The following is a 22,277-nucleotide window of genomic DNA, read 5'->3' as shown; positions in this document are numbered from 1 at the left end:
GGACGTCAAGGAGTCCTCATGAAAGTATCCGAACAGTGGCTGCGTGAGTGGGTATCTCCGCAGCTTTCCACCCAGGGGCTTGCCGACCAGATCACCATGGCGGGGCTCGAGGTGGACGCCGTCGAACCCGTGGCGGCGGCCTTCAGCGAGGTGGTAGTGGCCAAGGTGGTCGACAAGGCCCAGCACCCTGATGCCGACAAGCTCAACGTCTGTCAGGTCGACGACGGAAGCGGCGAGACCGTGCAGGTGGTATGTGGCGCCCCCAATGTGGCCGCCGGCCAGCATATCCCGTTCGCCCGGGTGGGCGCGGTATTGCCGGGTGACTTCAAGATCAAGAAGGCCAAGCTCAGGGGCGTCGAGTCCCGCGGCATGATCTGCTCCGCCTCGGAGCTGGGCCTGGAGGAGGGCACCTCCGAGGGTATCCTGGTGTTGCCCGAGGACGCTCCGGTGGGCACCGCCCTGCGCGACTACCTGGGCCTGGATGACCACACCATCGAGGTCGATCTGACCCCGAACCGCGGCGACTGTCTGAGCGTCCAGGGCCTGGCCCGCGAGGTTGGCGTGCTCAACCGTCTTGGCCTCAACGAGCCGCAGATCTCCAAGGTTGCGGCCAGCCATGACGAAACCTTCCCGGTCAGGGTCGAGGACGCAGAGCGCTGCCCGCGCTATATCGGCCGTCTGATCAAGGGCGTCGATATCAGCCGTCCCACGCCGATGTGGATGGTGGAGCGTCTGCGCCGCAGCGGCGTACGCGCCATCGATCCGGCGGTGGACGTGACCAACTACGTGATGCTGGAACTGGGTCAGCCGCTGCACGCCTTCGATCGTGCCAACCTCGAGGGTGCCGTGATCGTGCGTCTGGCACGCCAGGGCGAGGAGCTCGTGCTGCTCGATGGCCAGACCGTCAGTCTCGACCCGAGCACCCTGATCATCGCCGACGAGAAGGGACCGCTGGCCCTGGCCGGAGTGATGGGCGGCGAACACTCCGGTGTCAGCGAGGCCACCCGCGATATCTTCCTGGAAGGCGCCTTCTTCACCCCCTTGGCGGTGGCCGGACAAGCGCGCTCCTACGGGCTTCACACCGATGCCTCGCATCGCTTCGAGCGCGGCGTCGATCCCGAGCTGACGCGCCGTGCCATCGAGCGGGCGACCGAGCTTCTGATCGCCATCTGCGGCGGCGAAGCCGGGCCGCTCAATGAGCAGGCATCCGACGCTCACCTGCCGGCTCAGCGTGAGGTGACCCTGCGCACCGAGCGGCTGGCCAAGGCGCTGTCCAAGCGTCTGGACGACGCCGAGGTCGGCGAGATCCTCGAGCGCCTGGGCATGGCGGTGGAAAGCATCGAGGCTGGCTTCCGGGTCAAGGTGCCGAGCTGGCGTTTCGACGTCACCATCGAGGAAGACCTGATCGAGGAAGTGGCGCGGATTCACGGCTATAACCGTCTGCCGGTGCGTCGACCCGCCGTGCGCCTGGCGCTCAAGGCGGACCATGAGTCCAGGAGCCCGTTGTCGCGGCTGCGTCGTCAGATGACCGCACGTGGCTACCAGGAAGCGATCACCTACAGTTTCGTCGCCCCGGAGCTGCAGCGTGTGCTGCTGCCTGAAGCGGTGTCGCCGGTGCTGGCCAACCCGATTTCGGCGGATCTGTCGGTGATGCGGGCGAGCCTGTTCCCGGGCCTGGTCAGGGCGCTTGAGCACAATCTCAATCGCCAGCAGACCCGCGTGCGCCTGTTCGAGAGCGGCCTCGTTTTCCGCGGCGAGCTCGATGAGCTGGAGCAGGTGCCGATGCTCGGCGCTATCGTCTGCGGCTCGCGCCTTCCCGAAGGCTGGGCCGGCGGTCGCGACAAGGTCGACTTCTTCGATCTCAAGGGTGACCTCGAGAGTCTGTTCGAAGTGACCGGTAGCGCCGACGCCTGGCGTTTCGAGCCGGGCGAGCACCCGTCGCTGCATCCCGGACAGTGCGCGCGCATCCTCCATCGCGGCGAGGAAGCCGGCTGGATCGGCACCCTGCACCCGGCGGTCAAGGCCAAGCTCGGTCTCAAGACCGACGCCGTGCTGTTCGAGGTGCGCCTCGACGCGCTCAGCCAGGGCAGCATCCCTGCCTTTGCGCCGCTGTCACGGTATCCCGAGGTGCGTCGCGACCTGGCCTTTGTGGTGGATGAAGACCAGCCGGTGCAGGCGCTGCTCGACCGCGTGCGTGCCGAAGCCGGTGAATGGCTCACCGAACTGGGGCTTTTCGACGTCTATCAGGGTAAAGGCGTAGCCGAAGGTCGTAAGAGTGTGGCCTTGGGCTTGACCTGGCAGCATCCTTCGCGCACGCTAAATGACGAAGAAATCAATCAGTTGGTCGATGCCATCGTGGCAACGGCTCGGCAGGGACTCGATGCCGAGCTGCGTGCCTGACGCTTTCCCCTGACGGGCGCGAACGGTTGGCGTGACCATCACCATGAGGATAAGAACATGGGAGCGTTGACCAAGGCAGAACTGGCCGAGCATCTGCATACCGAGCTCGGCCTGTCCAAGCGGGAGGCGAAGACCATGGTGGAAGCCTTCTTCGAGGAAATTCGCGCCTGTCTGCGGGAAAACGAGCAGGTCAAGCTGTCGGGATTCGGCAATTTCGATCTGCGCGACAAGCGTGAAAGGCCTGGGCGAAACCCCAAGACGGGAGAAGAGATTCCGATCTCGGCTCGGCGTGTGGTGACCTTCCGGCCCGGGCAGAAATTGAAAAGCCAGGTGGGGCATCCCGAGGAAGCCTAGAGGAGTGAAGCCTTGGCTTTGCCGGCCTCGTCCGATCGCCAAGCGTTGCTCCACGATGGTGTCGTCTTGCAACGTCTGTCTTGAAAGGCCCTGGCCCGTAAAGGCGTCACCCTGAAGAAGTGTCGTAACCGAAGGTCGTGACGCAAAGTGTCATCGTAAAATGCGCCGCCCCAAAAGGGCGGCGCTTTTTTTGTGGCGGGGCTGGAGTGGAGCCTTGCAACAGCTCCTTTGCAGCCGTGGCTGATATCAAGGTCATAGGCGTACCGGGCGTCAGCCTTCCTCGGTACTCTGGCGATCGAGATTCGTCTGTCGGGCTTCTTCCTCCCTTTCCTGAGCCTCCTGGGCCAGTGTCTTGCGCGGCAACAGCAGGTTCAACAGGAAGGCGCTGATCGCGGCGATCACGATGGGTGCGCCTGTGACCACGTCCTTGACCGTTTCCGGGAACTGTTCGATCGCCGACGGCACCGAGGTGATGCCCAGGCTCAGGGCCAGCGACAGCCCGACGATGGTCATGTTGCGGGCGGTCATCTCGTCCTTGATCAGCAGCTGGATGCCGGTCACCGTGATCATTCCGAACACGGTGATGGTGGCGCCACCGATGACCGGATAGGGGATGGTCGTCATCAGCGCGCCGAACTTGGGGCTGAGGCCGGCCAGCAGCACGATGACACCCGCCAGCATGAAGACGCTTCTACTGATGACCTTGGTGATCGCCACGATGCCGACGTTCTGGCTGTAGGTGGAGGTCGGCAGGGCGCCGAAGAAGGTGCTCAGGGTGGTCGTCAGGCCATTGCCGAGCAGGCCGCCGGTGAGTTCCTTTGTCGCCAGTTCCCGGTTCATCCCCGCCACGCTGGTCGCGGAGAGATCGCCAATCGTCTGGACTGAATTGATCACGCAGATCACCACCATGGAAATGATGGCCGCGGAGTGAAACTCCATCTCGAACGGCATCAACTCCGGCACCGCCAGCCATGGGGCGTTGTTCACCGGGGAAAAGTCGATCATGCCCAGGGGGATGGCGACCAGATAGCCCACCAGCATGCCGATGATGATGGCCGACAGCTTGACCACGCCGCGCCCGAACTGGGACGCCACCAGGACGGTGACCAGCGTCAGAACGCCCAGGCCCCAGTTGACGAGATCACCGAAGCCTTCGGCGTTGACGTTGCCACTGCCAGCCATGTAACGGATGGCGATGTCGTACAGCGACAGTCCGATCACCAGCACCACGGTGCCCGCCACCACCGGGGGAAAGAGGTGGCGGATGAACTGGATGAAGTAGCCCACCACCATCATGGTGATGCCACCGATCAATTGGGCGCCCAGGATGCCCTCGATGCCGTACTGGGCGCCGACGGCGATCAGCGTTGGCACATAGGCGAAGCCGACACCGAAGATGGCCGGCAGGCGGGCGCCGAACTTCCAGACGCCGTAGAGGTGGAAGAGGGTGCAGACGCCGGAGGCAAGCACCGCTACCTGAATCAGCTGGAGTTTTTCCGCCGGGGTGGCGCCGACCACGCCGGCGACGATAAGCGGCGGAGTGATGACACCGGCGATCATCGCCAGCACGTGTTGAAGCGAAATGGGCAGCGCCCGGGCTATGCCGGGCCGGCCGTGGAAGTCGAACAGTGTCGTGGGGGGTGTCTGCATGATCCTGGCCATTGTGGTTGTTGTCAGGGCGTCTCTAGTCACTGAATACACTATGCAGCGCTAGTGTATCCAATGTAGGACGACAAACTGTATACAACAATGGTTCGATACCTGATATCGGCGGTACGAACAAAACGGCAGAATCGGTAAGACAACGACGCCATGGACAATGGCGATGTCGACCTGGAGGCTGAGGCTCTGGTGGAAGAGTCGACGAGAGCAAGTGTCGCCAGGAGCGGTGCTAGACCCCCTTGCCTTCCAGATACCAGGTAATGACGACCTTTGCCACGTAGCCCAGCATGCCGGCGCCAAGCACGATGAACAGCATCAGGGTGCCGAAGCGGCCAGCCTTGGACTGCTTCGCCAGGTCCCAGATGATAAAGCACATGAACAGGATCAGGCCGCCGATCATGATGGGGGTGATCCAGGCCTCGAAGGTCTCGCGCATGGGGCTCTCGCTTGTGTGGTGGCGGTGGGCGGGGGAGTGTGAACTGGCCTGCCATGGTATCCGGTCCAGACACGGCTTGCAGCGCCCGAGGGATGCGCAGGCGCCAGCCTACGTGCTAGAATCCGACCAAAATTCTCAGGTAATTCCATCACATGCCTACTCTCAAGATACTGGTTGGCACCATGTACGGTGGTGCTCTCGACGTAGCCGAACAGGTCAAGCCGTTATTCGAGGACGCGGGCTACGAGGTTTCGGTGCTCGAAAACCCGACCCTGGCCGACGTCACAGACGATGCACCCGATCTGGCGCTGTTCTGCGTGTCTACCACCGGCAGCGGTGACTTCCCGGGTAATTTCGTCAGCTTCGTGCGCGAGTTGCAGGACAAGAGTCCCGGCCTTGGGCAACTTCGCTATGGCCTGATCGCCCTGGGTGACAGCTCCTACGGCGAAACCTTCTGCGGCGCCGGGCGTCGCCTGGACCAGCTGCTCGAGGAGCAGGGCGCAACACGCCTCGACGACCGGCTCGAGATCGACGCCATGGAGACCTTCATGGCCGATGACGAGGCGCTGCCCTGGGTCGAGGGCTGGATTGCCCGTCAGAACCTGAAGGTGGCCTGATGGCCAGGGCGATCGCGAGCCCTGCTCGCCTGAGCCTGATGGTCGGCCTGATGCTGGTGCTTGCGCTGACCCTGCCGCGCTACCAGATGGCCGGTCTCGATACCCGCGAGACGCTGGGCTATATCGTGCTCGGCGTACTGGCCCTGGCCAGCCTGTTTCAGTGGCGGTTGCTCGATGGCGCGGGACGCTCGCGCTTTCTACGCATGCTGTTCACCCTGCTGGGCTGCATGGTCGTGGGCCTGGTGGTAATGGCGATCTACAGCACCCTGGTCGATGGCATGGCGCTTGGTCTGGCGGTGCTTTCCCAGGGGGCGACCGCAGGACTGTTGCTGCACGCCGTGGTGCTGGTGTTCTCGAAGCGGGATTGAGCCTTGCGGCGGAGCTCTGGTGACGGCGGTCTTGTTGGCGCCGATGCGCTCTGCACGTTCAGTAAGAAAACACATCGCCCCGAGCCTTGCGGCTCGGGGCGATGTGTTTTTATGGTGCTGCGGATACGGATGAGGGCGATCAGGCGACAGCGCCGCCCAAGGTATAGCAGGGGACATAGTCACCCGCGAGTTTCATGCGACCCTGGGCGACGAAGGACGTCAGCAGGGCGTCGAGCTTCTCCATCAGGTCGGCCTCGGCGTGCAGGCGGAAGGGGCCGTGGGCCTCGATGGCGCGAATGCCCTGTTCCTTGACGTTGCCGGCGACGATGCCGGAAAAGGCGCGGCGCAGATTGGCGGCCAGTTCGTGCTTGGGCAGTTCACGGTTCAGCGCCAGCGACGCCATGGCTTCGTGGGTCGGCACGAAGGGCTCCTGGAAGTTACGCGCGATGGTCAGGCGCCAGTTGTAGTAGAAGGCGTCCTGGCGGGCGCGCCGATACTCTGTGACCTTGTCGATGTTGGCGCGCATGGTGCGGGCCACCTCGGTCGGGTCATCGATAATGATCTGATAGAGCTCGCGCACCGATTCGCCGAGGGTGTAGACCAGGAATTCGTCGATTCGCTGGAAGTACGCGGCGGCGCTGGCGGGGCCGGTGAACACCACCGGGAACTCCATGTCGGCGTTGTCCGGGTGCAGCAGGATGCCGAGCAGGTAGAGGATTTCCTCGGCGGTACCGACCCCGCCGGGGAAGACGATGATGCCGTGGCCCAGGCGCACGAAGGCTTCCAGGCGCTTCTCGATATCCGGCATCACCACCAGTTCGTTGACGATGGGATTCGGCGCCTCGGCGGCGATGATGCCGGGCTCCGACACCCCCAGGTAACGGCCGGGGTAGCGGCGCTGCTTGGCGTGGGCGACGTTGGCGCCCTTCATCGGTCCCTTCATGGCGCCAGGGCCGCAGCCGGTGCAGATGTCGAGATCGCGAAGCCCCAGGTGGTAGCCCACGTCCTTGGTGTACTCGTACTCCTCGCGGGAGATCGAGTGACCCCCCCAGCACACCACCAGGCTGGGATCCCGGCTAGGCTTGAGCGTGCCGGCCTTGCGCAGGATGTGGAACACCGCGTTGGTGGTGCCCTCGCCGGTGGCCAGGTCGAAGCGCGACTGGTTCTGGATCTCGTTGTAGACGTAGACGATGTCGCGCAACACGCTGGAGATATGCTCGCGGATGCCGCGAATCATGCGGCCGTCGACGAAGGCCTCGGCGGGGGCATCGGTCAGCTTCAGACGTACCCCGCGGTCCTGCTGCAAAAGCTCGATATCGAAGTTGGGGTAGGTCTCGAGCAGGGCCAGGCCGTCATCCATGGGGTTGCCGGAATTGAGCACCGCCAGCGTACAGCGGCGCAGCATCTCGTGCAGGCCGGTCTGGGAGCTGTCGCGCAGACGATTGACCTCGTGCTGGGACAGAATCTCGAGGCTGCCCTCGGGGGAGATCGTGGTGGAAATGGTCTCTGGCATACAAGGCTTCCTTGTCTGGGCGGGTGTCAGGGCGCAGGGGCCTTGGCACACGCCTGATTGAAGAGGGCGCGCACGGCGCTCTGATCCGCGTCGCTCATGCCGTCCTGGGCAAAGGCGCCGTCCAGCCATTCATGGAAGACGGCGTCGAAATCGTCACTGGTGACTTCGCTCGGGTCGTAGTCCAGCTGGTCCACCACCAGGGGGATCTGGGGAATCAGATAGCCCAGCGGAAACAGCTCCTCGGCGCTGGCGTCACGCTCCATGTCGATCAGGGCATCATGGATGGCGTCGGCACGGGCGGCGATGGGGTCATGCATGGTGGTGAACTCTTGGTCGGAGGTGGTGTGAAATGAACGCTCTATCATGGCTCGATGCTACCACGGCCGGGCGTCAGGGCGCACCGCTGCGGGCTTCGTGCCGAAGTGGTAGACTATGCCGACCCAAGGAAAGGGCCTCGTGCACTGCGTGGGCATTTCCTCAATTGGCCTTGGTTTGCAGCAGCCATGACCTGGCTTGTCGCTGGCCTGCAAACCGGACGGATCACCCTGGCGTCACTCCATGTTCAATGCCCTGTACTTCCGCACCTTCATCACCCTGGTAGAGACCGGCAGCTTCACCCGTACCGCCCAGCGTCTCGAGATGACCCAGCCGGGGGTGAGCCAGCACGTGCGCAAGCTCGAGCGTTATCTGGACAAGACCCTGCTGGAGCGCCAGGGGCGCCGCTTCCGGCTGACCGAGGCCGGCCGCCGAGCTTACGACTACGCGGTAAAGCTGTTTTCCGAGCATGAACAGTTTCGTCACTCTCTGGACGACGAGAGTCTCGACAGCGGCGAGTGTCGGCTGGCGTCACCCGGCAGCATCGGGCTGATGCTCTATCCGTTTATCCTGGGCCAGCAGCAGCGGCATCCAGGACTGACCGTATCCTATTGCTTCGCCTTTCATCAGGAGATCCTGGCCGATGTGCTGGCCGGTCGGCACGATCTCGGCATCGTCACCGAGGTCACCCGTCACCCGGATCTCGAGTGCGAGGCGTGGCACGACGAACCCTTGAGCCTGGTAGTGCCGGCGGACTTTACCGGCACCAGCCTCAATGACCTGCTGGGGCTCGGCTTCATCAGCTATACCGATGGTCTGGACAAGGCCGGTAGCCTGCTGCGAGCCAATTTTCCCGACGACTTCAGCTCCATGAGCCACTTCCCGCGACAGGGCTTCACCAACGAGGTGGGCATGGTGCTCGACGCCGTGGCCCGTGGCCTCGGCTTCAGCGTGGTCTCGCGCCTGGTGCTCGAGACCTCGCCCTGGCAACGTCAGGTGCGCGAGATGACCCTGACCCACCCCATGGACGAGACGCTCTACCTCGTCAGTCGACGCGGGGCGCGGGTCCCCAGTCGCTACCACCACCTGCTCGAGGCCTTTCGCGAGCAGCGCCATCTGGAGCGCTTCGGCCACCCCGAGGGTCGCCAGGCCGAGGGCTGAGGCGTCAGTCCTTCCTGCACACATGCGATAAACGACAGAACCCCGCCGTGGCGGGGTTCTGTGCTTTGCCTGCGACGGGATCAGTCGCGGTATTCGTCGATGCTCGGGCAGGAGCAGATCAGCTGGCGATCGCCCAGCACGTTGTCGACCCGGTTGACCGCCGGCCAGTACTTGGCACCCTTGACCGCCTCGGAGGGGAAGGCGCCGATCTCGCGGGAGTAGCCCCGGTTCCAGTCCGCGTCCATCAGGTCGGCCATGGTGTGCGGGGCCTTCACCAGAGGGTTGTCCTCCAGGCTCCACTCGCCGCTCTCGACCCGGGCGATCTCCTCGCGGATGCCGATCATGGCGTCACAGAAGCGGTCCAGCTCATAGAGTGACTCCGACTCGGTGGGCTCGATCATCAGGGTGCCGGCCACCGGGAAGGACATGGTGGGGGCGTGGAAGCCGTAGTCCATCAGGCGCTTGGCGATGTCTTCCTCGCTGATGCCGGAGGCCGCCTTGAGCGGACGGATGTCGATGATGCACTCGTGGGCCACGGTGCCGTTCTGGCCCTTGTAGAGCACCGGATAGTGCGCTTCCAGGCGAGTGGCGATGTAGTTGGCGCCGAGGATGGCAAGCTCGGTGGCTTCGCGCAGGCCGCGTGCGCCCATCATCTTGATGTAGGCCCAGGAGATCGGCAGGATCGAGGCCGAGCCGAAGGCCGCCGCGGACACCGCGCCGGAGTCCTCTTCGACGCCGTCGATCGGGGTCACGCTGTGGTTGGCCACATGGGGCGCCAGGTGCGCCTTGACACCGATCGGGCCCATGCCGGGGCCACCACCGCCGTGGGGGATACAGAAGGTCTTGTGCAGGTTGAGGTGGCTGACGTCGCCGCCGAAGTCACCCGGACGTGCCACGCCGACCTGAGCATTCATGTTGGCGCCGTCGATGTACACCTGACCACCGTTGGCGTGGACGATGTCGCAGGCCTCGCGCACTCCTTCCTCGAACACCCCGTGGGTGGACGGGTAGGTGAGCATGATCGCGGACAGCGCCTGTGAGTGCTGCTCGGCCTTGGCCTTGAGGTCGGCCAGGTCGATGTTGCCGTCCTCGTCGCACTCCACCACCACCACGCGCATGCTGCACATGGCAGCGGAGGCCGGGTTGGTGCCGTGGGCCGAGCTGGGGATCAGGCAGACGTCACGGTGGCCCTCGCCCTGGGCCGCCTGGTAGCGACGGATCGCCAGCAGACCTGCGTATTCGCCCTGGGCGCCGGAGTTGGGCTGCATCGAGATATGGTCGTAGCCGGTGATCTCCACCAGGAAGGCCGCCAGTTCGTCGATCATCTGGCGATAGCCGGCGACCTGATCCTTCGGTGCGAAGGGATGGATGCGGGCGAACTCCGGCCAGGTGATCGGCATCATCTCGGTGGTGGCGTTGAGCTTCATGGTGCAGGAGCCCAGCGGAATCATCGCGTGGGCCAGCGACAGGTCCTTGTTCTCCAGGCGCTTGAGGTAGCGCAGCATCTCGGTTTCGCTGCGATAGCGCTGGAAGGTCGGGTGCTCAAGGAAGTCGCTCTCGCGTCGGCAAGCGGCGGGAATGCCGCTGGCCTGGGACTCGAGGATGCCGTCATCGAGTTCGCGCACGCCAAGGCCGTGCTCCTCGCCAAGCAACACGTCGAACAGTGCGTCCAGATCGTGGGCGGTGGTGGTCTCGTCGAGACTGACACCTACGTCGCCATTGTCGAAGTAGCGCAGGTTGATCTCGTGGGTCATGGCACGACCGTGGATCTTGCCGCGATCGACCCCGGTCAGACGCAGGGTGTCGAAGTAGCTGTCGTTGGCCAGGCTGACGCCTTTCTGGGCCAGGCCGGTGGCCAGGATGGTGGTCAGCCGATGGATGCGCCCGGCGATGGTGCGCAGGCCCTCGGCGCCGTGATACACCGCGTAGAAGCCGGCGATGTTGGCCAGCAGCGCCTGGGCGGTGCAGATGTTGGAGGTGGCCTTCTCGCGGCGGATATGCTGCTCGCGGGTCTGCATGGCCATGCGCAGGGCGGTGTTGCCGCGGGCATCCTTCGACACCCCGATGATACGGCCGGGGATCGAGCGCTTGAGCTTGTCGGTGGTGGCGAAGAAGGCAGCGTGGGGGCCACCGAAGCCCATCGGCACGCCGAAACGCTGGCTCGAGCCGACCACGATATCGGCGCCCATGGCGCCGGGCTCCTTGAGCAGGACCAGGGCCATCAGGTCGGTGGCAACGCAGGTCATCACGCCGCGTTTCTTGGCCTCGGCGATCAGCGGCGCCAGGTCGTGGACGCGGCCGTCATTGCCGGGGTACTGCAGCAGTGCGCCGAAGACGTCATGGCTTGCGAGTTCTTCCGCCGGGGCGATGACGATCTCGTAGCCGAACCAGGAGGCGCGGGTCTTGAGCACGTCCAGGGTCTGGGGGAAGACATCGTCGGCAACGAAGAAGGCATTGGTCTTGGCCTTCTTGTTGGAGCGCCGGCACAGCGCCATGGCCTCGGCGGCGGCGGTGGCTTCATCCAGCAGCGAGGCGTTGGCCAATTCCATCCCGGTCAGGTCCATCACCATCTGCTGGAAGTTCAGCAGGCCTTCCAGACGGCCCTGGGAGATCTCGGGCTGATAGGGGGTGTAGGCGGTGTACCAGCCCGGGTTTTCCAGCACGTTGCGCTGAATGACCGCCGGCAGGTGGGTGTCGTAGTAGCCCTGGCCAATGTAGCTGCGGGCGACCTTGTTCTGGCGGGCCAGACGATACAGGTAGTCCAGCGCCTCGGCTTCGGCCTTGGGGGGATCCAGATCGAGCTCACGGCCCAGGCGGATGTTGGCGGGCACCGTCTTGTCGATCAAGGACTCCACGCCTTCGACACCCAGGGCCGACAGCATCTTGGCCCTGTCGTCCCCATCGGGACCATTGTGACGACGGAGAAAGGCATCGTGATCGGCCAGTTCGGCCAGGCGACGTGTATCGAAAGCCATGGAACACCTTGAGTGTGACGGACCCCGAAGATCCGGATGAATAACGGGTTGCCTCGCGTGGTGGCGGGCGCGTTGGCCGGGGCCACATGGCCCCGGCGAGGGGAGAGAGTGGCTCCCCCCGGTGGCGCGGGTCACAGAGGCCCGGCTCAGCCTTCGGCGTCGACCACTGCCTGATAGGCGTCGGCGTCGAGCAGGTCGTCGAGGGCGCTCTGGTCGTCGAGGCGCACCTTCATGATCCAGCCATCCTCGTAAGGCGCTTCGTTGACGGTCTCCGGAGCGTCCTCGAGGGACTCGTTGACCTCGACGATCTCGCCGTCCACCGGCGCATAGAGGTCAGAGGCGGCCTTGACCGACTCGATGACGCCGAATTCGTCGCCCTTGGCGAGGCTGGTGCCGACCTCGGGCAGGTCGACGAAGACCACGTCACCCAGGGCTTCCTGAGCGTGATCGGTGATGCCGATGGTGACGGTTCCGTCGCCGTTGTCCTGAATCCATTCGTGGCTGTCGACATAGCGCAGGTTGGCGGGGATTGAGCTCATCTCGATTTCCTATACGAAAAAGGTTTTCCGGTTTCGCGCATGCTAACGCCATTCTCGGCGTTTGGCGAGTCCATGATGAGAGAAAAACGGGGTGGTCGCCGCACTCTCAAGACATAGGGTGGAACGACTCGCGGTTGGCGTCCAGTCCACGCCCGTGGCTGAAGCCACGGTGAGGTGAAGGGGATGGGCGGATGGCACGTGATGGACGCGTTGGTGGCGAGACCCGGCATGATTCGACGTTGGCGACTATGCTACAGACGTCGAAGAGGCGCGGGGGCCTTCAGCGACCAAAGGGGGATTTGCCAAGACCAAACGCCTTGGCTAAGGTGGCAAAAGTTTCCAATAGGAAACACGGTTGACGTTCACGCATGCGACGGCTGGCGATGCGGCGTTAGCGTGGACAAGCGTTGCTGGTGCCCTTGCGACAATATCCGCTATCGTAGGCGGGTCCGTGCTGTCGATTCGTCTGATATGCCTGTTATTCCGATAACAATTCACGGTAAACAGGCTTTCTGCTGGTCGACAGCGCATAACAACAAGTGCCGAGTCAAAAGGGAGACTTCCGTGGAAGCACTCAACAATATCTTCTCCGCCATCAATGGGGTGGTGTGGGGACCGATCATGCTGATCCTGTTGCTGGGGGTGGGTATCTACCTCCAGTTGGGTCTCAAGCTCATGCCCATCCGCAAGCTGGGGATGGGGTTCAAGCTGATGTGGGGCGGGCGTGACAGCAAGTCCGAAAGCAAGGATGAAGGTGAGATCTCGCCGTTCAACGCCTTGATGACGGCGCTGTCGGCGACCATCGGTACCGGTAACATCGCCGGTGTGGCCACGGCGATCGCCCTGGGTGGCCCCGGTGCGGTGTTCTGGATGTGGATCACCGCCCTGGTGGGCATGGCGACCAAGTTTGCCGAGGCGGTGCTGGCGGTGCGCTATCGCGAGACCGATGACACCGGTTTCCATATCGGCGGACCGATGTACTACATCAAGAACGGACTCGGCCGCAAATGGCTGTGGCTGGGTGGCGCCTTCGCCTTCTTCGGCGCCGTGGCCGCCTTCGGTATCGGCAACACCGTGCAGTCCAACTCGGTGGCCGACGCCCTCGAGTCGAGCTTCGGCATCGAGCCCTGGATTACCGGTGTGGTGATCATGGTGCTGGCCGGTGCGGTGATCCTCGGCGGTATCAAGCGTATCGCCAAGGTGGCCGGCAAGCTGGTGCCGATCATGGGTATCGCCTACATCATCGCCGGTGTCAGTGCCCTGGCGGTCAATGCCGACCAGATCGGCGGCGCCCTGAGCAACATCTTCTACTACGCCTTCAATCCCCACGCCGCCATGGGAGGTTTCGCCGGCGCAGCCGTGATGGCGGCCATCCGGTTCGGTGTCGCTCGGGGTATCTTCTCCAACGAGGCCGGTCTTGGCAGCGCGCCGATCGCCCACGCCGCGGCCCAGACCAAGAACCCGGTTCGCCAGGGGCTGATCGCCATGCTCGGTACCTTCATCGATACCATCATGGTGTGCACCATCACCGCCCTGGTGATCCTGACCGCGCCGATCTGGGAGACCGGTGAGGCCGGCGCCTCGCTGACCGCGCTGTCGTTCGACAATGCCCTGCCCAATGGCTGGGGTGAGGCCATCGTGTCGATCGCCCTGGCGATCTTCGCCTTCACCACCATCCTCGGCTGGTCCTTCTATGGCGAGAAGTGCTTCCAGTTCCTGTTCGGTACCCGCTCCATCATGATCTACCGGGTACTGTTCGTGCTGGCCATTCCGGTGGGTGCGCTGGCCCAGCTTGGCTTCATCTGGCTGATGGCCGACACCTTCAACGCCATGATGGCGATTCCCAACCTGATCGCCCTGGCGCTGCTGTCGCCGGTGGTGTTCAAGCTGACCAAGGACTACTTCGACGGCAAGGACATCCTGCCGGGCGAGGCCCTTGATCACGACAAGTCCTGAGCCTGAGCCGACCACGGGAGGTGCCCTCAGGGGCACCTCCTGTCGTTGCAAGGGTTCTTTCACGAACCACGAGACGAAACGCCATGAGTGAACTCAAGACGACACCGCTGAATGCCCTGCATCGAGAGCTGGGGGCCAAGATGGTCCCGTTCGCGGGCTATGACATGCCCGTTCAGTATCCGCTGGGGGTCAAGAAAGAGCACGAGCATACCCGCGCGGCCTGCGGCCTGTTCGACGTCTCGCACATGGCGCAGATCCTGATTCGTGGCGAGAACGCGCTGGCCGCGCTGGAGACCCTGGTGCCGGCGGATCTGGTCGGCCTGCCCGAAGGCATGCAGCGTTATGGCCTGTTTACCAGCGAAGACGGCGGTATCCTCGATGACCTGATGACGGTCAACGCCGGTGACCACCTTTACCTGGTGGTCAACGCGGCCTGTCGTGATCAGGACATCGCCCATCTGCGTCGCGGGCTGCCCGACCACGAAGTCGAGGTGGTCGATCGCGGCCTGCTGGCGCTGCAGGGGCCGAAGACCGCCGATGTCATGGCGCGCCTGTGTCCGGCAGCCTGCGAGATGGTGTTCATGCAGCATGGTCGCTTCGACATCGACGGTATCCCGGTGTGGATCAGCCGCAGCGGCTATACCGGCGAGGATGGCTTCGAGATCTCGGTGCCGGCGGATCAGACCGACGCCCTGGCGCGCAAGCTGCTGGCTGAGGAAGAGGTCGAGGCCATCGGCCTGGGGGCGCGTGATTCCCTGCGCCTGGAGGCCGGGCTCTGTCTCTACGGCCACGATATCGACACCACCACCACGCCGGTGGAGGCGGGGCTGATCTGGGCCATTGGCAAGCCACGTCGTCGTGGCGGCGAGCGCGCCGGTGGATTCCCGGGGGCTGACCTGGTACTGCACCAGGTCGAAGTCAAGGACCACCAGCGCAAGCGCGTCGGCCTGCTGGGCGAGGGGCGTGCTCCGGTGCGCGAAGGTGCCGAGCTCTACAGCGAGGACGATCGTCTGCTCGGGCAGGTGACCTCCGGTGGCTTTGGCCCCAGTGTCGGCAAGCCGGTGGCCATGGGCTACGTCAGCCTCGATCACGCCGAGATCGGCACCACCGTGTACGCCGAGGTGCGTGGCAAGCGTCTGCCGATGACGGTGACTCGCATGCCAGTCATCACACCGGGTTACTATCGCGGCTGACAACTCGATAGATAACGCCTTATACCGTTATCTTCGGTAACCTAAAGTTGCCATCGGATGAACGATCAACGGCGCCCACAGGGCGCCGTTTTTATGCCCTGGAGAAAGAGACGGCTCGGGTCTGGCGCCGGCATTGCAGGTCAGACGATAAGCCGACGAAAGGTCAGGTTGATTCGCTCACCCGGGATCTTGCGCGGCAGCAGGGCGTGTTCGAGCTGTTCCTGGCAGTCTGGTCCCATCCATAGCAGGCTGCCGCTTTCGAGCCAGACGTTGAAGGCCGCGGACGAGCGGTCCTTCCAGCGAAAGCGCATGGGACGGGTCGCTCCCAGGCTGATGGAGGCGATGGTAGGGCAGTCGCCAAGTTCCGCTTCGTTATCGCAGTGCCAGCCCATGCGGTCCTCGCCGTTGCGATAGCGGTTGATCAGTACGCTATTGAAGGCGCAGGTCGGCGTGCTCTTGTCGACGGCTGAAAACCGTTCGAGGAGGTCATTGAGACGATCACGCAGGGCCGCCACCGACGGATGCCAGGGGCAGGGCGCGAAGTCCCTGCCGGAGTAACGATAGGCGTGATCGCCCATCCATACTTGCTGGCGGGGAATGGGATGACTGCGCCCGTAAAGGGTCAGTTCCGGCTGCTGCCAGTCGAGTTCCTGGCGCAGCCTATCCTGCAGGTCGCTGGCGTCGGACTCGCTTATGAGCCCGGGCAGGTAGTAAAGCGGCAGGGTCTCGACCAGGGTTTGGGGTGGCGCTTCGAGTGGTGCTTCGTGTAGCAATTCGAGCAGCGCTTTGGGGTCATGTGGAGGCATTCAAGCATGATGCCAGTGAAGGCTGGCTGACGCCACCGATCAGGAGCGGTGGCGCTTGTTCTAGAGGTGCGGGCGAGATGCGGGCGAGCGGCAGTGATGCCCCCCGAGGCGGCGTCAGTGGGACGCCGCGATCAGCAGAGTGGTCGAGGAAAGCCCGAGGCTAGCCAGGGCCATGCCATAGCCGAGCGCCGCGCCGGCAAGGACGTCACTGTAGTAGTGCAGTCCCAGACCCACCCGCGAGATGGCGATCAGGCCCGCCAGGGGCAGCAGCCAGGGCAGCAGGGCGGGGCTGTGTACCGCGACCAGGGTGCAGAACATCACCGCGTGCATGGTGTGGCCGCTGGGGAAGCTGTAGCGGTCCCTGGCCGGTTCGTTGCACTGGATGCTGCCGCCAAAGGTGATGAAGGGCCGCTCTCGACACAGACGGGTCTTCAGCAGCTTGTACACCGCGATCGCCACCACGGCGGTGACGGTGTATTCGAGCATCAGGCGCAGACCGATATCGCGGCCGTGGATCGCCGGCAGCGCCAGGATCAGCGCCACCCAGATCGGCCAGTCGCCCAGCTTGCTGGAGATCTTCAAGGTGGATAGCCAGGGGCGGTGAATGCTGAGGCCGGCGGTGCGCTGGCACAGTTGCCACTCGAGCATATCCAGGCGGTCGAACATCTGCGGGATTTTAGTGGGCATGTCACATCTCCCTGGCGGTAAGTCGTCTTCTAGCGTCTTTTGTCGTCATGTGTCGTGCTAGGGCTTGTCTGAAAAGTGCCTGCGCTCGGTAATACGGCGTTAAAAATCGGATCAACATGCTCATTTACACCCCGTAAACTGCGCTGTCTCACCGATTTTTGCCTTGTCTAACCTTCGCTCGCCGACTTTTCGGGCCGAGCCCTGGGCCCGCTTCCTGTGGCCTCCACGCCGCCGCTCGGGCCGGCGGCGGGGTGTTCAACGAGCGATCTAGGCCTTGGCGGGGTCCGACAGGTCGGTTCCCGGCGTCAGGGCTTGGTGATGGGCGTCGAGGAAGGTCTGGGCGATAGATGGCCAGCGGTAGGCCAGGGCGCGTTCCCGGGCGGCGCGGCCCAGGCGGGCGTAGCGTGCCTGCTGCTGGCATAGCGCTGTCGCCTGCTGGCGGAATTCGGCGTTGTTACCGGCGGCGACGCTGACACCATCCTTGTCGGTGGTGATCAACTCGGCGCCGGCCGCGTGGCGGAAGGCTACCACCGCCAGGCCGCTGGCCATGGCTTCGAGAATGACGTTGCCCCAGGTCTCCGACAGCGAAGGAAAGACGAAGATGTCGGCGCTGGCGTAGTGGATCTGCATTTCGGCGGAATCGATGAAGCCGGTAAAGATGGCGTCCGGCAGGGCCTTTTCCAGCGATGCCCGCCCGGGGCCGTCGCCCACCACCACCAGGCGCATGTCGGGGCGCGCCTCGAGCATGTCGAGAAAGGTGTCGCGCAACAGTTCCAGGTTCTTCTCCGGCGCCAGTCGGCCCACGTAGAGCGCCACCGGCTGGTGCTGGCCGACACCCCAGCTGTCGCGCAGTTGCTGACTACGCTTGTCGGGGGTGAAACGATCGCCTTCGATGCCACGTGCCATGACGCTGACGCGCTCGAAGCCTCTTTGCGCAAGCTCCCGGGCTTGCTGATGGGTCGGTACCAGGGTCGCCGCACAGCGATTGTGAAAATGACGCAGGCGATTGCGTACCAGTGGCGCCAGCCACGGCAGACCATAGTCCTGGCAGTAGTGATCGAAGTTGGTGTGCCAGCCACTGACCACGGGGATGTCCAGCTTTTCTGCCGCGCGCAGCGCTGACCAGCCCAAGGGGCCTTCGGTCGCTACATAGATGGCGTCGGGACGATTGTCGCGCCATAGCCTGCGCAAACGACTGGCGGAGGCCCAGCCGATACGCACTTCCTTGTAGCGCGGCATCGACATGCCGCGTACGCGAAGTTCGTGGGCCATCCCGGTGGCGGGTTCGGTGGAGCCGTCGACGGGGGCCGGCCGGACCAGCTGCAGCGTCACGCCAAGAGCACGCAGTTCCTGGCTGATGCGCCCCAGCGTATGGGCGACCCCATTGATATCAGGAGACCAGGTTTCGCTGACCAGACAGATGCGCATGGAATTCCTCGTACCGGTCGGGCCCCGTATGGCCCGCTCCCGAGACAGAGTGATGCTCCAGCATGACATCTCTAGGTCAGCGATATGAACAGGCTGTTACGGTGTCGACGGGGCCGGGCGACGGACAAGCGGTCTGTGCTTGCGTCGACTCGGCCCGCAGCGCTCAGCGTAGGATGGTGTCCGGGTCGATGGGCTTGCCGCCATGGCGCATGTCGAACAGCAGATCGTGGCGGCCGGTCGAGGCATGCTTGCCGACCACGCATAGAGGGGTGCCACGGCTGACCTGTTCTCCCTGCTTGACCAGCAGGTCGTCACATAGCGCGTAGACACTCTGCAGGTTGTCGGCGTGGTGCACAATCACCACCTGGCCCAGTTGGCGCATGCCGTCGGCAAACCGCACCTGGCCATCGGCAACGGCCTTGGCCCGGGCGCCCTCGTCGGTGGCCAGCAGCATCGGCTGCAGGCTGCCGCGGCTGTCCTTGCCGTAACGGCGCACCACCCGGTAGTCGTCCAGCGGCCAGGGCCAGCCACGAGCGTTAGAGGCGACCGGACCGGGATCCGGCAACGAAGCGGAGCGAGAGGGGCTGGACGTGCCTGAGCTGCTGGACGATGAGCGGCTGGCGACCGATCGGCTGGCCAGCGGCACCTGGATCACCTGGCCGACCTTGAGGTCGGTGGCGCGGACGCCAGGGTTGGCACTCTGGATGCGCTGAGCGGTGGTGCCGAAGCGCCTGGCAACGGCGCTATAGGTGTCGCCGGGGCGGATCTGATAGCGATAGGGGCCGCCGGACGGCGCCCGCTCCTGATGAGAGGGCACCAGCAGGCGCTGACCCACGGCCAGGTGGCGGGCGTCGACACCCGGATTGAAGCGTTGCAGTCGCAATAGCGGTACGCCGGCGCGGCGGGCGATGGAGCCGAGGGTATCGCCGCGCTGCACGCTGATCCAGTCGCCGGCAATGCTGCTGCCGGCGACGCTGGCGCTGCGTTGCGATGACGCCGGCGATGCCCCCTGACCGGCGCAGCCGGCCAGCAGCAGGGCGATCACCAGCGGTGCGAGTCGAGTGAGGCGTCCTTGTTCTGCCACAGGGCGTTGAGCCATGAGTGGAAGCGTTCCTTGTAGTGCGGGTCGTCGTGATAGCGCCCCTCCAGCATCCACGGCGCCACGTCGAGGCGGCGTGCATCAAGGCGAATGGCCTTCTCCTGGCCGCACAGAAAGCGCCAGAAGCTGGGTTGGCTCGACTGGTAGTCGATGGTGAGGTCGATGATGGCGTCGAGACGATCGCCAAGCAGGTTCAGTACCTGGGCGATGCCGCCGGCCTTGGGGCGCAACAGATGGCGAAAGGGACTTTGCCTGGCCTCGCGCTTGGCCGGGGTGAAACGGGTCCCTTCGACAAAGTTGATGATGGCAATGGGGACGTCGCGGGCGCGCTCGCACATGCGCTCGGTGGCCTTGCGATCGCGCTCGGCCAGGCGTGGGTTGGCGGCCAGGCGCTCCTTGCTGTAGCGGCGCATGAAGGGAAACTCCAGTGCCCACCAGGCCATGCCTACTACCGGGATCCAGATGAGCTGCTGCTTGAGAAAGAAGCGCGGCATCGGGATCTTGCGATGAAACGCCATCATCAGCAGGAAGATGTCGGTCCAGCTCCGATGGTTGGACAGCACCAGATACCAGGCGTCCGGGCTCAGCCCCTCGGGCACCGACATGCGAAGGTCGGGCTTGACCCAGTGACGCATCCACCACAGGTTGAAACCGATCCAGTTGAGGGCGATGGCGTTGAGTCCGGCCAGCACGCGCCGCTGCCAGCGTCGCCCGGGGGTGACCACCTTGAGCAGGGTCAGGATCACCAACGGGATGGTCCAGAATAGCGTGTTGCCAACCAGCAGCAGAACGCTGATCAGGCCCTTGAGGGTCGACATTCCTTGGATAACCTCGCAACAGCAGATAGAGCGGGTGTCGCCTGGCCGTGACAGTGGGCGAGGCAGGCCCGCCAATCCTAATGGATCCGGTGCCGGCTGCCCAGTGCGAGGGTCCACGGCCATGTCGGCGTCATGCTTCGGAGAGGGTCGGTGTCTCGATATTGTCGACCAGTACCTGGAGCATGGCGCGGGCGGCCACCGACAGCTCGTGGGGGTTCCAGGTGACCACCCCCACGGCGCGCTCGATGACGGGATCCTTGAGCGGGCGGCAGACCGCGCCGGCCTCCTGCATCTGACGCAGGCACAGCGAGGGCACGGCGCTGACGCCCAGGCCATTGGCCACCATGCGCCCGACGCTGGCGAGCTGATGCGTCTCGAAGGCTACCTTGAGGGCCCCGTGGCGGGCACCGAGCTGCTGCTCCAGCAGGCGGCGTACCATGGAAGGCCGCTGCAAGGCCACGAAGTCCCAGCTCATCAGGCTTTCCCAGTCGAGGCTCGAATGCTGTACCAGAGGCGAGCGTGGGGGCAGCACGGCCACGAAGCGGTCGTGAAACAGCGGAGTAAAGTGCAGGCTGCCGGTGGCCTCCGGCTCGAAGGCGATGCCCATCTCCACCTGGCGCTGGCGCACCATGTCGATCACCTGCTCGTTGACCACGTCATGCACGGTGACGTTGATGCGCGGGTGCTGGCGGTGAAACACCCCCAGTGCCGGGGCCAGCAGATTGCCGGCAAAGGCCGGCATGGCGGCCAGGGAGAGCCGTCCAAGTTGCAGGGTGAAGCGTTGGCGCAGGGCGTCCTCGGTGTTGTCCCATTCCACCAGCAAGCGCTTGGCCAGCGGCACCAGGGACTCACCTTCGGGGGTCAGGCGGACGCTTCGGGTCGTGCGGATCAGCAGTCTACCGCCTAGGCTGTCCTCGAGACCCTTGATCGCCAGGCTCAGCGCCGGCTGGGAGAGGTGGAGCTGTTCACAGGCCTGGGTGAAGCTCAGGGTTCTGGCCACCGCCAGAAAGGCACGCAGTTGCTTGACGGTCACGACATGCTACCAAGGTCAAATTTATTTAAAGATATAAATAATCAATAAAGAAAACAAACTTAACAAATATATGGGGGCGAGCAACACTGCCTTCAGTGCTACCTTGAGGCAGGGCGGGGCACCGGAACGGTGCCGGTTCGCCACCTCTCCTTTCACTTTCATCGACAGACGAGGCGCCCCACATGGCCGGATTCGACAAGCGCGTGTATTCCTATGAAGAGGCGATGGACGGCATCGAGAGCGGTATGACGGTGCTGGCCGGAGGCTTTGGTCTCTGCGGCATTCCGGAGAACCTGATCGCCGAGATCAAGCGTCGCGGGGTCAAGGACCTCACGGTGGTCTCCAACAACTGTGGCGTCGATGGCTTTGGCCTCGGGGTGCTGCTGGAGGACCGTCAGATCAGCAAGATCCTGGCCTCCTACGTGGGCGAGAACGCCCTGTTCGAGCGTCAGATGCTCGACGGCGAGATCGATGTGCAGCTGACCCCGCAGGGGACCCTGGCCGAAAAGATGCGCGCCGGTGGTGCCGGTATTCCCGCCTTCTACACGGCAACCGGCTATGGCACCCCCATCGGTGAGGGCAAGGAAGTGCGCGAATTCAACGGTCGCCACTATATCCTCGAAGAGGCCATCGTCGGTGACTTCGCCATCGTCAAGGGCTGGAAGGCCGATCGCTACGGCAATGTGGTCTATCGCAAGACCGCCCAGAACTTCAATCCCATGGTCGCCACCGCCGGCAAGATCACGGTGGTCGAGGTCGAAGAGATCGTCGAGCCGGGCGAGCTGGATCCGGCCGAGATCCACACGCCCGGTATCTACGTCGACCGCCTGATCCAGGGCACCTTCGAGAAGCGTATCGAGAAGCGCACCGTACACCAGGGCTGATCAGGCGCATCGCCCTGACGCAACGACTTCTCC

The 22,277-nt window shown here is 64.2% G+C and carries 20 protein-coding genes; 8 read left to right on the top strand and 12 right to left on the bottom strand.

Annotated features, from left to right (window positions below):
• Positions 1-18 precede the first annotated feature (18 nt).
• Positions 19-2,400 carry a phenylalanine--tRNA ligase subunit beta gene (gene pheT, locus KUV74_RS16185; protein ID WP_222516846.1) on the top strand — a complete coding sequence of 794 codons (2,382 nt, stop codon included), beginning with the start codon at positions 19-21 and terminating at the stop codon, positions 2,398-2,400.
• Positions 2,401-2,457: 57 nt separating this feature from the next.
• Positions 2,458-2,754 carry an integration host factor subunit alpha gene (gene ihfA, locus KUV74_RS16180; protein WP_045991491.1) on the top strand — a complete coding sequence of 99 codons (297 nt, stop codon included), beginning with the start codon at positions 2,458-2,460 and terminating at the stop codon, positions 2,752-2,754.
• A gap of 270 nt (positions 2,755-3,024) precedes the next feature.
• Here the strand turns inward: ihfA and KUV74_RS16175 are convergent, their stop codons facing one another.
• A complete protein-coding gene (locus tag KUV74_RS16175) occupies positions 3,025-4,404 on the bottom strand; it encodes a uracil-xanthine permease family protein (protein WP_108133571.1) in 1,380 nt (459 codons plus the stop codon).
• Between the two features lie 241 nt (positions 4,405-4,645).
• On the bottom strand, positions 4,646-4,852 hold the full coding sequence (locus KUV74_RS16170) for a DUF2788 domain-containing protein (protein WP_045991489.1): 207 nt from the start codon (positions 4,850-4,852) through the stop codon (positions 4,646-4,648).
• A gap of 152 nt (positions 4,853-5,004) precedes the next feature.
• Here KUV74_RS16170 and KUV74_RS16165 point away from each other — a divergent pair, with 152 nt between their 5' ends.
• Entirely contained in the window at positions 5,005-5,469 is a 465-nt protein-coding gene (locus tag KUV74_RS16165; protein WP_045991488.1) for a flavodoxin domain-containing protein, read from the top strand.
• Complete coding sequence (locus KUV74_RS16160; RefSeq protein WP_045991487.1) at positions 5,469-5,837, top strand: hypothetical protein; 369 nt, start codon at positions 5,469-5,471, stop codon at positions 5,835-5,837. The genes KUV74_RS16165 and KUV74_RS16160 overlap by 1 nt, the downstream gene beginning before the upstream one ends.
• Before the next feature lie 139 nt (positions 5,838-5,976).
• Here KUV74_RS16160 and ppnN read toward each other — a convergent pair whose 3' ends face one another.
• Positions 5,977-7,350 carry a nucleotide 5'-monophosphate nucleosidase PpnN gene (ppnN, locus tag KUV74_RS16155; RefSeq protein WP_045991486.1) on the bottom strand — a complete coding sequence of 458 codons (1,374 nt, stop codon included), beginning with the start codon at positions 7,348-7,350 and terminating at the stop codon, positions 5,977-5,979.
• A gap of 26 nt (positions 7,351-7,376) precedes the next feature.
• Positions 7,377-7,667 carry a hypothetical protein gene (locus tag KUV74_RS16150; protein ID WP_222516845.1) on the bottom strand — a complete coding sequence of 97 codons (291 nt, stop codon included), beginning with the start codon at positions 7,665-7,667 and terminating at the stop codon, positions 7,377-7,379.
• Positions 7,668-7,908: 241 nt separating this feature from the next.
• On the opposite strand from KUV74_RS16150, the gene KUV74_RS16145 reads away from it, so the two are divergent.
• Positions 7,909-8,826, top strand: a complete 918-nt coding sequence (locus KUV74_RS16145; protein ID WP_045991484.1) for a LysR family transcriptional regulator — start codon at positions 7,909-7,911, stop codon at positions 8,824-8,826.
• An 80-nt stretch (positions 8,827-8,906) separates the two neighbouring features.
• Here KUV74_RS16145 and gcvP read toward each other — a convergent pair whose 3' ends face one another.
• Together gcvP and gcvH are read right to left on the bottom strand one after the other, a co-directional pair.
• Positions 8,907-11,801 carry an aminomethyl-transferring glycine dehydrogenase gene (gene gcvP, locus KUV74_RS16140; RefSeq protein WP_045991480.1) on the bottom strand — a complete coding sequence of 965 codons (2,895 nt, stop codon included), beginning with the start codon at positions 11,799-11,801 and terminating at the stop codon, positions 8,907-8,909.
• Positions 11,802-11,947: 146 nt separating this feature from the next.
• Entirely contained in the window at positions 11,948-12,340 is a 393-nt protein-coding gene (gene gcvH / locus KUV74_RS16135; RefSeq protein WP_045991479.1) for a glycine cleavage system protein GcvH, read from the bottom strand.
• A gap of 564 nt (positions 12,341-12,904) precedes the next feature.
• On the opposite strand from gcvH, the gene KUV74_RS16130 reads away from it, so the two are divergent.
• Both KUV74_RS16130 and gcvT read left to right on the top strand, forming a co-directional pair.
• On the top strand, positions 12,905-14,296 hold the full coding sequence (locus KUV74_RS16130) for an alanine/glycine:cation symporter family protein (RefSeq protein WP_045991478.1): 1,392 nt from the start codon (positions 12,905-12,907) through the stop codon (positions 14,294-14,296).
• An 83-nt stretch (positions 14,297-14,379) separates the two neighbouring features.
• Positions 14,380-15,489, top strand: coding sequence for a glycine cleavage system aminomethyltransferase GcvT (gcvT, locus tag KUV74_RS16125; protein WP_045991477.1), 1,110 nt, complete (start codon positions 14,380-14,382; stop codon positions 15,487-15,489).
• Positions 15,490-15,629: 140 nt separating this feature from the next.
• On the opposite strand, the gene KUV74_RS16120 is transcribed toward gcvT, so the two are convergent.
• The 6 genes from KUV74_RS16120 to KUV74_RS16095 form a co-directional block, all read right to left on the bottom strand.
• Positions 15,630-16,295 carry an alpha-ketoglutarate-dependent dioxygenase AlkB family protein gene (locus tag KUV74_RS16120; protein ID WP_222516844.1) on the bottom strand — a complete coding sequence of 222 codons (666 nt, stop codon included), beginning with the start codon at positions 16,293-16,295 and terminating at the stop codon, positions 15,630-15,632.
• A gap of 114 nt (positions 16,296-16,409) precedes the next feature.
• Positions 16,410-16,982, bottom strand: a complete 573-nt coding sequence (locus tag KUV74_RS16115) for a phosphatase PAP2 family protein (RefSeq protein WP_181248681.1) — start codon at positions 16,980-16,982, stop codon at positions 16,410-16,412.
• Between the two features lie 267 nt (positions 16,983-17,249).
• The gene (locus KUV74_RS16110) at positions 17,250-18,410 is read right to left on the bottom strand and encodes a glycosyltransferase family 4 protein (protein WP_222516843.1); all 1,161 of its coding nucleotides are present in this window, start codon (positions 18,408-18,410) and stop codon (positions 17,250-17,252) included.
• 163 nt (positions 18,411-18,573) lie between these two features.
• Entirely contained in the window at positions 18,574-19,509 is a 936-nt protein-coding gene (locus KUV74_RS16105; protein WP_108133577.1) for a LysM peptidoglycan-binding domain-containing protein, read from the bottom strand.
• Positions 19,452-20,327 carry an acyltransferase gene (locus KUV74_RS16100; RefSeq protein WP_222516842.1) on the bottom strand — a complete coding sequence of 292 codons (876 nt, stop codon included), beginning with the start codon at positions 20,325-20,327 and terminating at the stop codon, positions 19,452-19,454. The genes KUV74_RS16105 and KUV74_RS16100 overlap by 58 nt, the downstream gene beginning before the upstream one ends.
• Positions 20,328-20,457: 130 nt before the next feature.
• Positions 20,458-21,360 (bottom strand): LysR family transcriptional regulator, encoded by a 903-nt coding sequence (locus tag KUV74_RS16095; RefSeq protein WP_045991473.1) that lies wholly within the window; start codon positions 21,358-21,360, stop codon positions 20,458-20,460.
• Between the two features lie 182 nt (positions 21,361-21,542).
• Between KUV74_RS16095 and KUV74_RS16090 the strand changes: the two genes are divergently transcribed.
• Entirely contained in the window at positions 21,543-22,244 is a 702-nt protein-coding gene (locus tag KUV74_RS16090; RefSeq protein ID WP_045991472.1) for a CoA transferase subunit A, read from the top strand.
• Positions 22,245-22,277 lie beyond the last annotated feature (33 nt).

The sequence above is a fragment of the Halomonas sp. DP1Y21-3 genome, from assembly GCF_019801245.1.
Classification (GTDB): Bacteria; Pseudomonadota; Gammaproteobacteria; order Pseudomonadales; family Halomonadaceae; genus Halomonas; species Halomonas litopenaei.
The sequence above is the reverse complement of the archived record's forward strand: the minus strand, read 5'-3'. Positions and strand labels throughout refer to the sequence as shown.

What these genes read in the sequence shown, in the direction of transcription:
- pheT (WP_222516846.1), top strand. Translation starts at nt 19, where the DNA reads ATGAAAGTATCCGAACAGTGGCTGCGTGAGTGGGTATCTCCGCAGCTT.
- ihfA (WP_045991491.1), top strand. Translation starts at nt 2,458, where the DNA reads ATGGGAGCGTTGACCAAGGCAGAACTGGCCGAGCATCTGCATACCGAG.
- KUV74_RS16175 (WP_108133571.1), bottom strand. Translation starts at nt 4,404, where the DNA reads ATGCAGACACCCCCCACGACACTGTTCGACTTCCACGGCCGGCCCGGC.
- KUV74_RS16170 (WP_045991489.1), bottom strand. Translation starts at nt 4,852, where the DNA reads ATGCGCGAGACCTTCGAGGCCTGGATCACCCCCATCATGATCGGCGGC.
- KUV74_RS16165 (WP_045991488.1), top strand. Translation starts at nt 5,005, where the DNA reads ATGCCTACTCTCAAGATACTGGTTGGCACCATGTACGGTGGTGCTCTC.
- KUV74_RS16160 (WP_045991487.1), top strand. Translation starts at nt 5,469, where the DNA reads ATGGCCAGGGCGATCGCGAGCCCTGCTCGCCTGAGCCTGATGGTCGGC.
- ppnN (WP_045991486.1), bottom strand. Translation starts at nt 7,350, where the DNA reads ATGCCAGAGACCATTTCCACCACGATCTCCCCCGAGGGCAGCCTCGAG.
- KUV74_RS16150 (WP_222516845.1), bottom strand. Translation starts at nt 7,667, where the DNA reads ATGCATGACCCCATCGCCGCCCGTGCCGACGCCATCCATGATGCCCTG.
- KUV74_RS16145 (WP_045991484.1), top strand. Translation starts at nt 7,909, where the DNA reads ATGTTCAATGCCCTGTACTTCCGCACCTTCATCACCCTGGTAGAGACC.
- gcvP (WP_045991480.1), bottom strand. Translation starts at nt 11,801, where the DNA reads ATGGCTTTCGATACACGTCGCCTGGCCGAACTGGCCGATCACGATGCC.
- gcvH (WP_045991479.1), bottom strand. Translation starts at nt 12,340, where the DNA reads ATGAGCTCAATCCCCGCCAACCTGCGCTATGTCGACAGCCACGAATGG.
- gcvT (WP_045991477.1), top strand. Translation starts at nt 14,380, where the DNA reads ATGAGTGAACTCAAGACGACACCGCTGAATGCCCTGCATCGAGAGCTG.
- KUV74_RS16120 (WP_222516844.1), bottom strand. Translation starts at nt 16,295, where the DNA reads ATGCCTCCACATGACCCCAAAGCGCTGCTCGAATTGCTACACGAAGCA.
- KUV74_RS16115 (WP_181248681.1), bottom strand. Translation starts at nt 16,982, where the DNA reads ATGCCCACTAAAATCCCGCAGATGTTCGACCGCCTGGATATGCTCGAG.
- KUV74_RS16110 (WP_222516843.1), bottom strand. Translation starts at nt 18,410, where the DNA reads ATGCGCATCTGTCTGGTCAGCGAAACCTGGTCTCCTGATATCAATGGG.
- KUV74_RS16105 (WP_108133577.1), bottom strand. Translation starts at nt 19,509, where the DNA reads ATGGCTCAACGCCCTGTGGCAGAACAAGGACGCCTCACTCGACTCGCA.
- KUV74_RS16100 (WP_222516842.1), bottom strand. Translation starts at nt 20,327, where the DNA reads ATGTCGACCCTCAAGGGCCTGATCAGCGTTCTGCTGCTGGTTGGCAAC.
- KUV74_RS16090 (WP_045991472.1), top strand. Translation starts at nt 21,543, where the DNA reads ATGGCCGGATTCGACAAGCGCGTGTATTCCTATGAAGAGGCGATGGAC.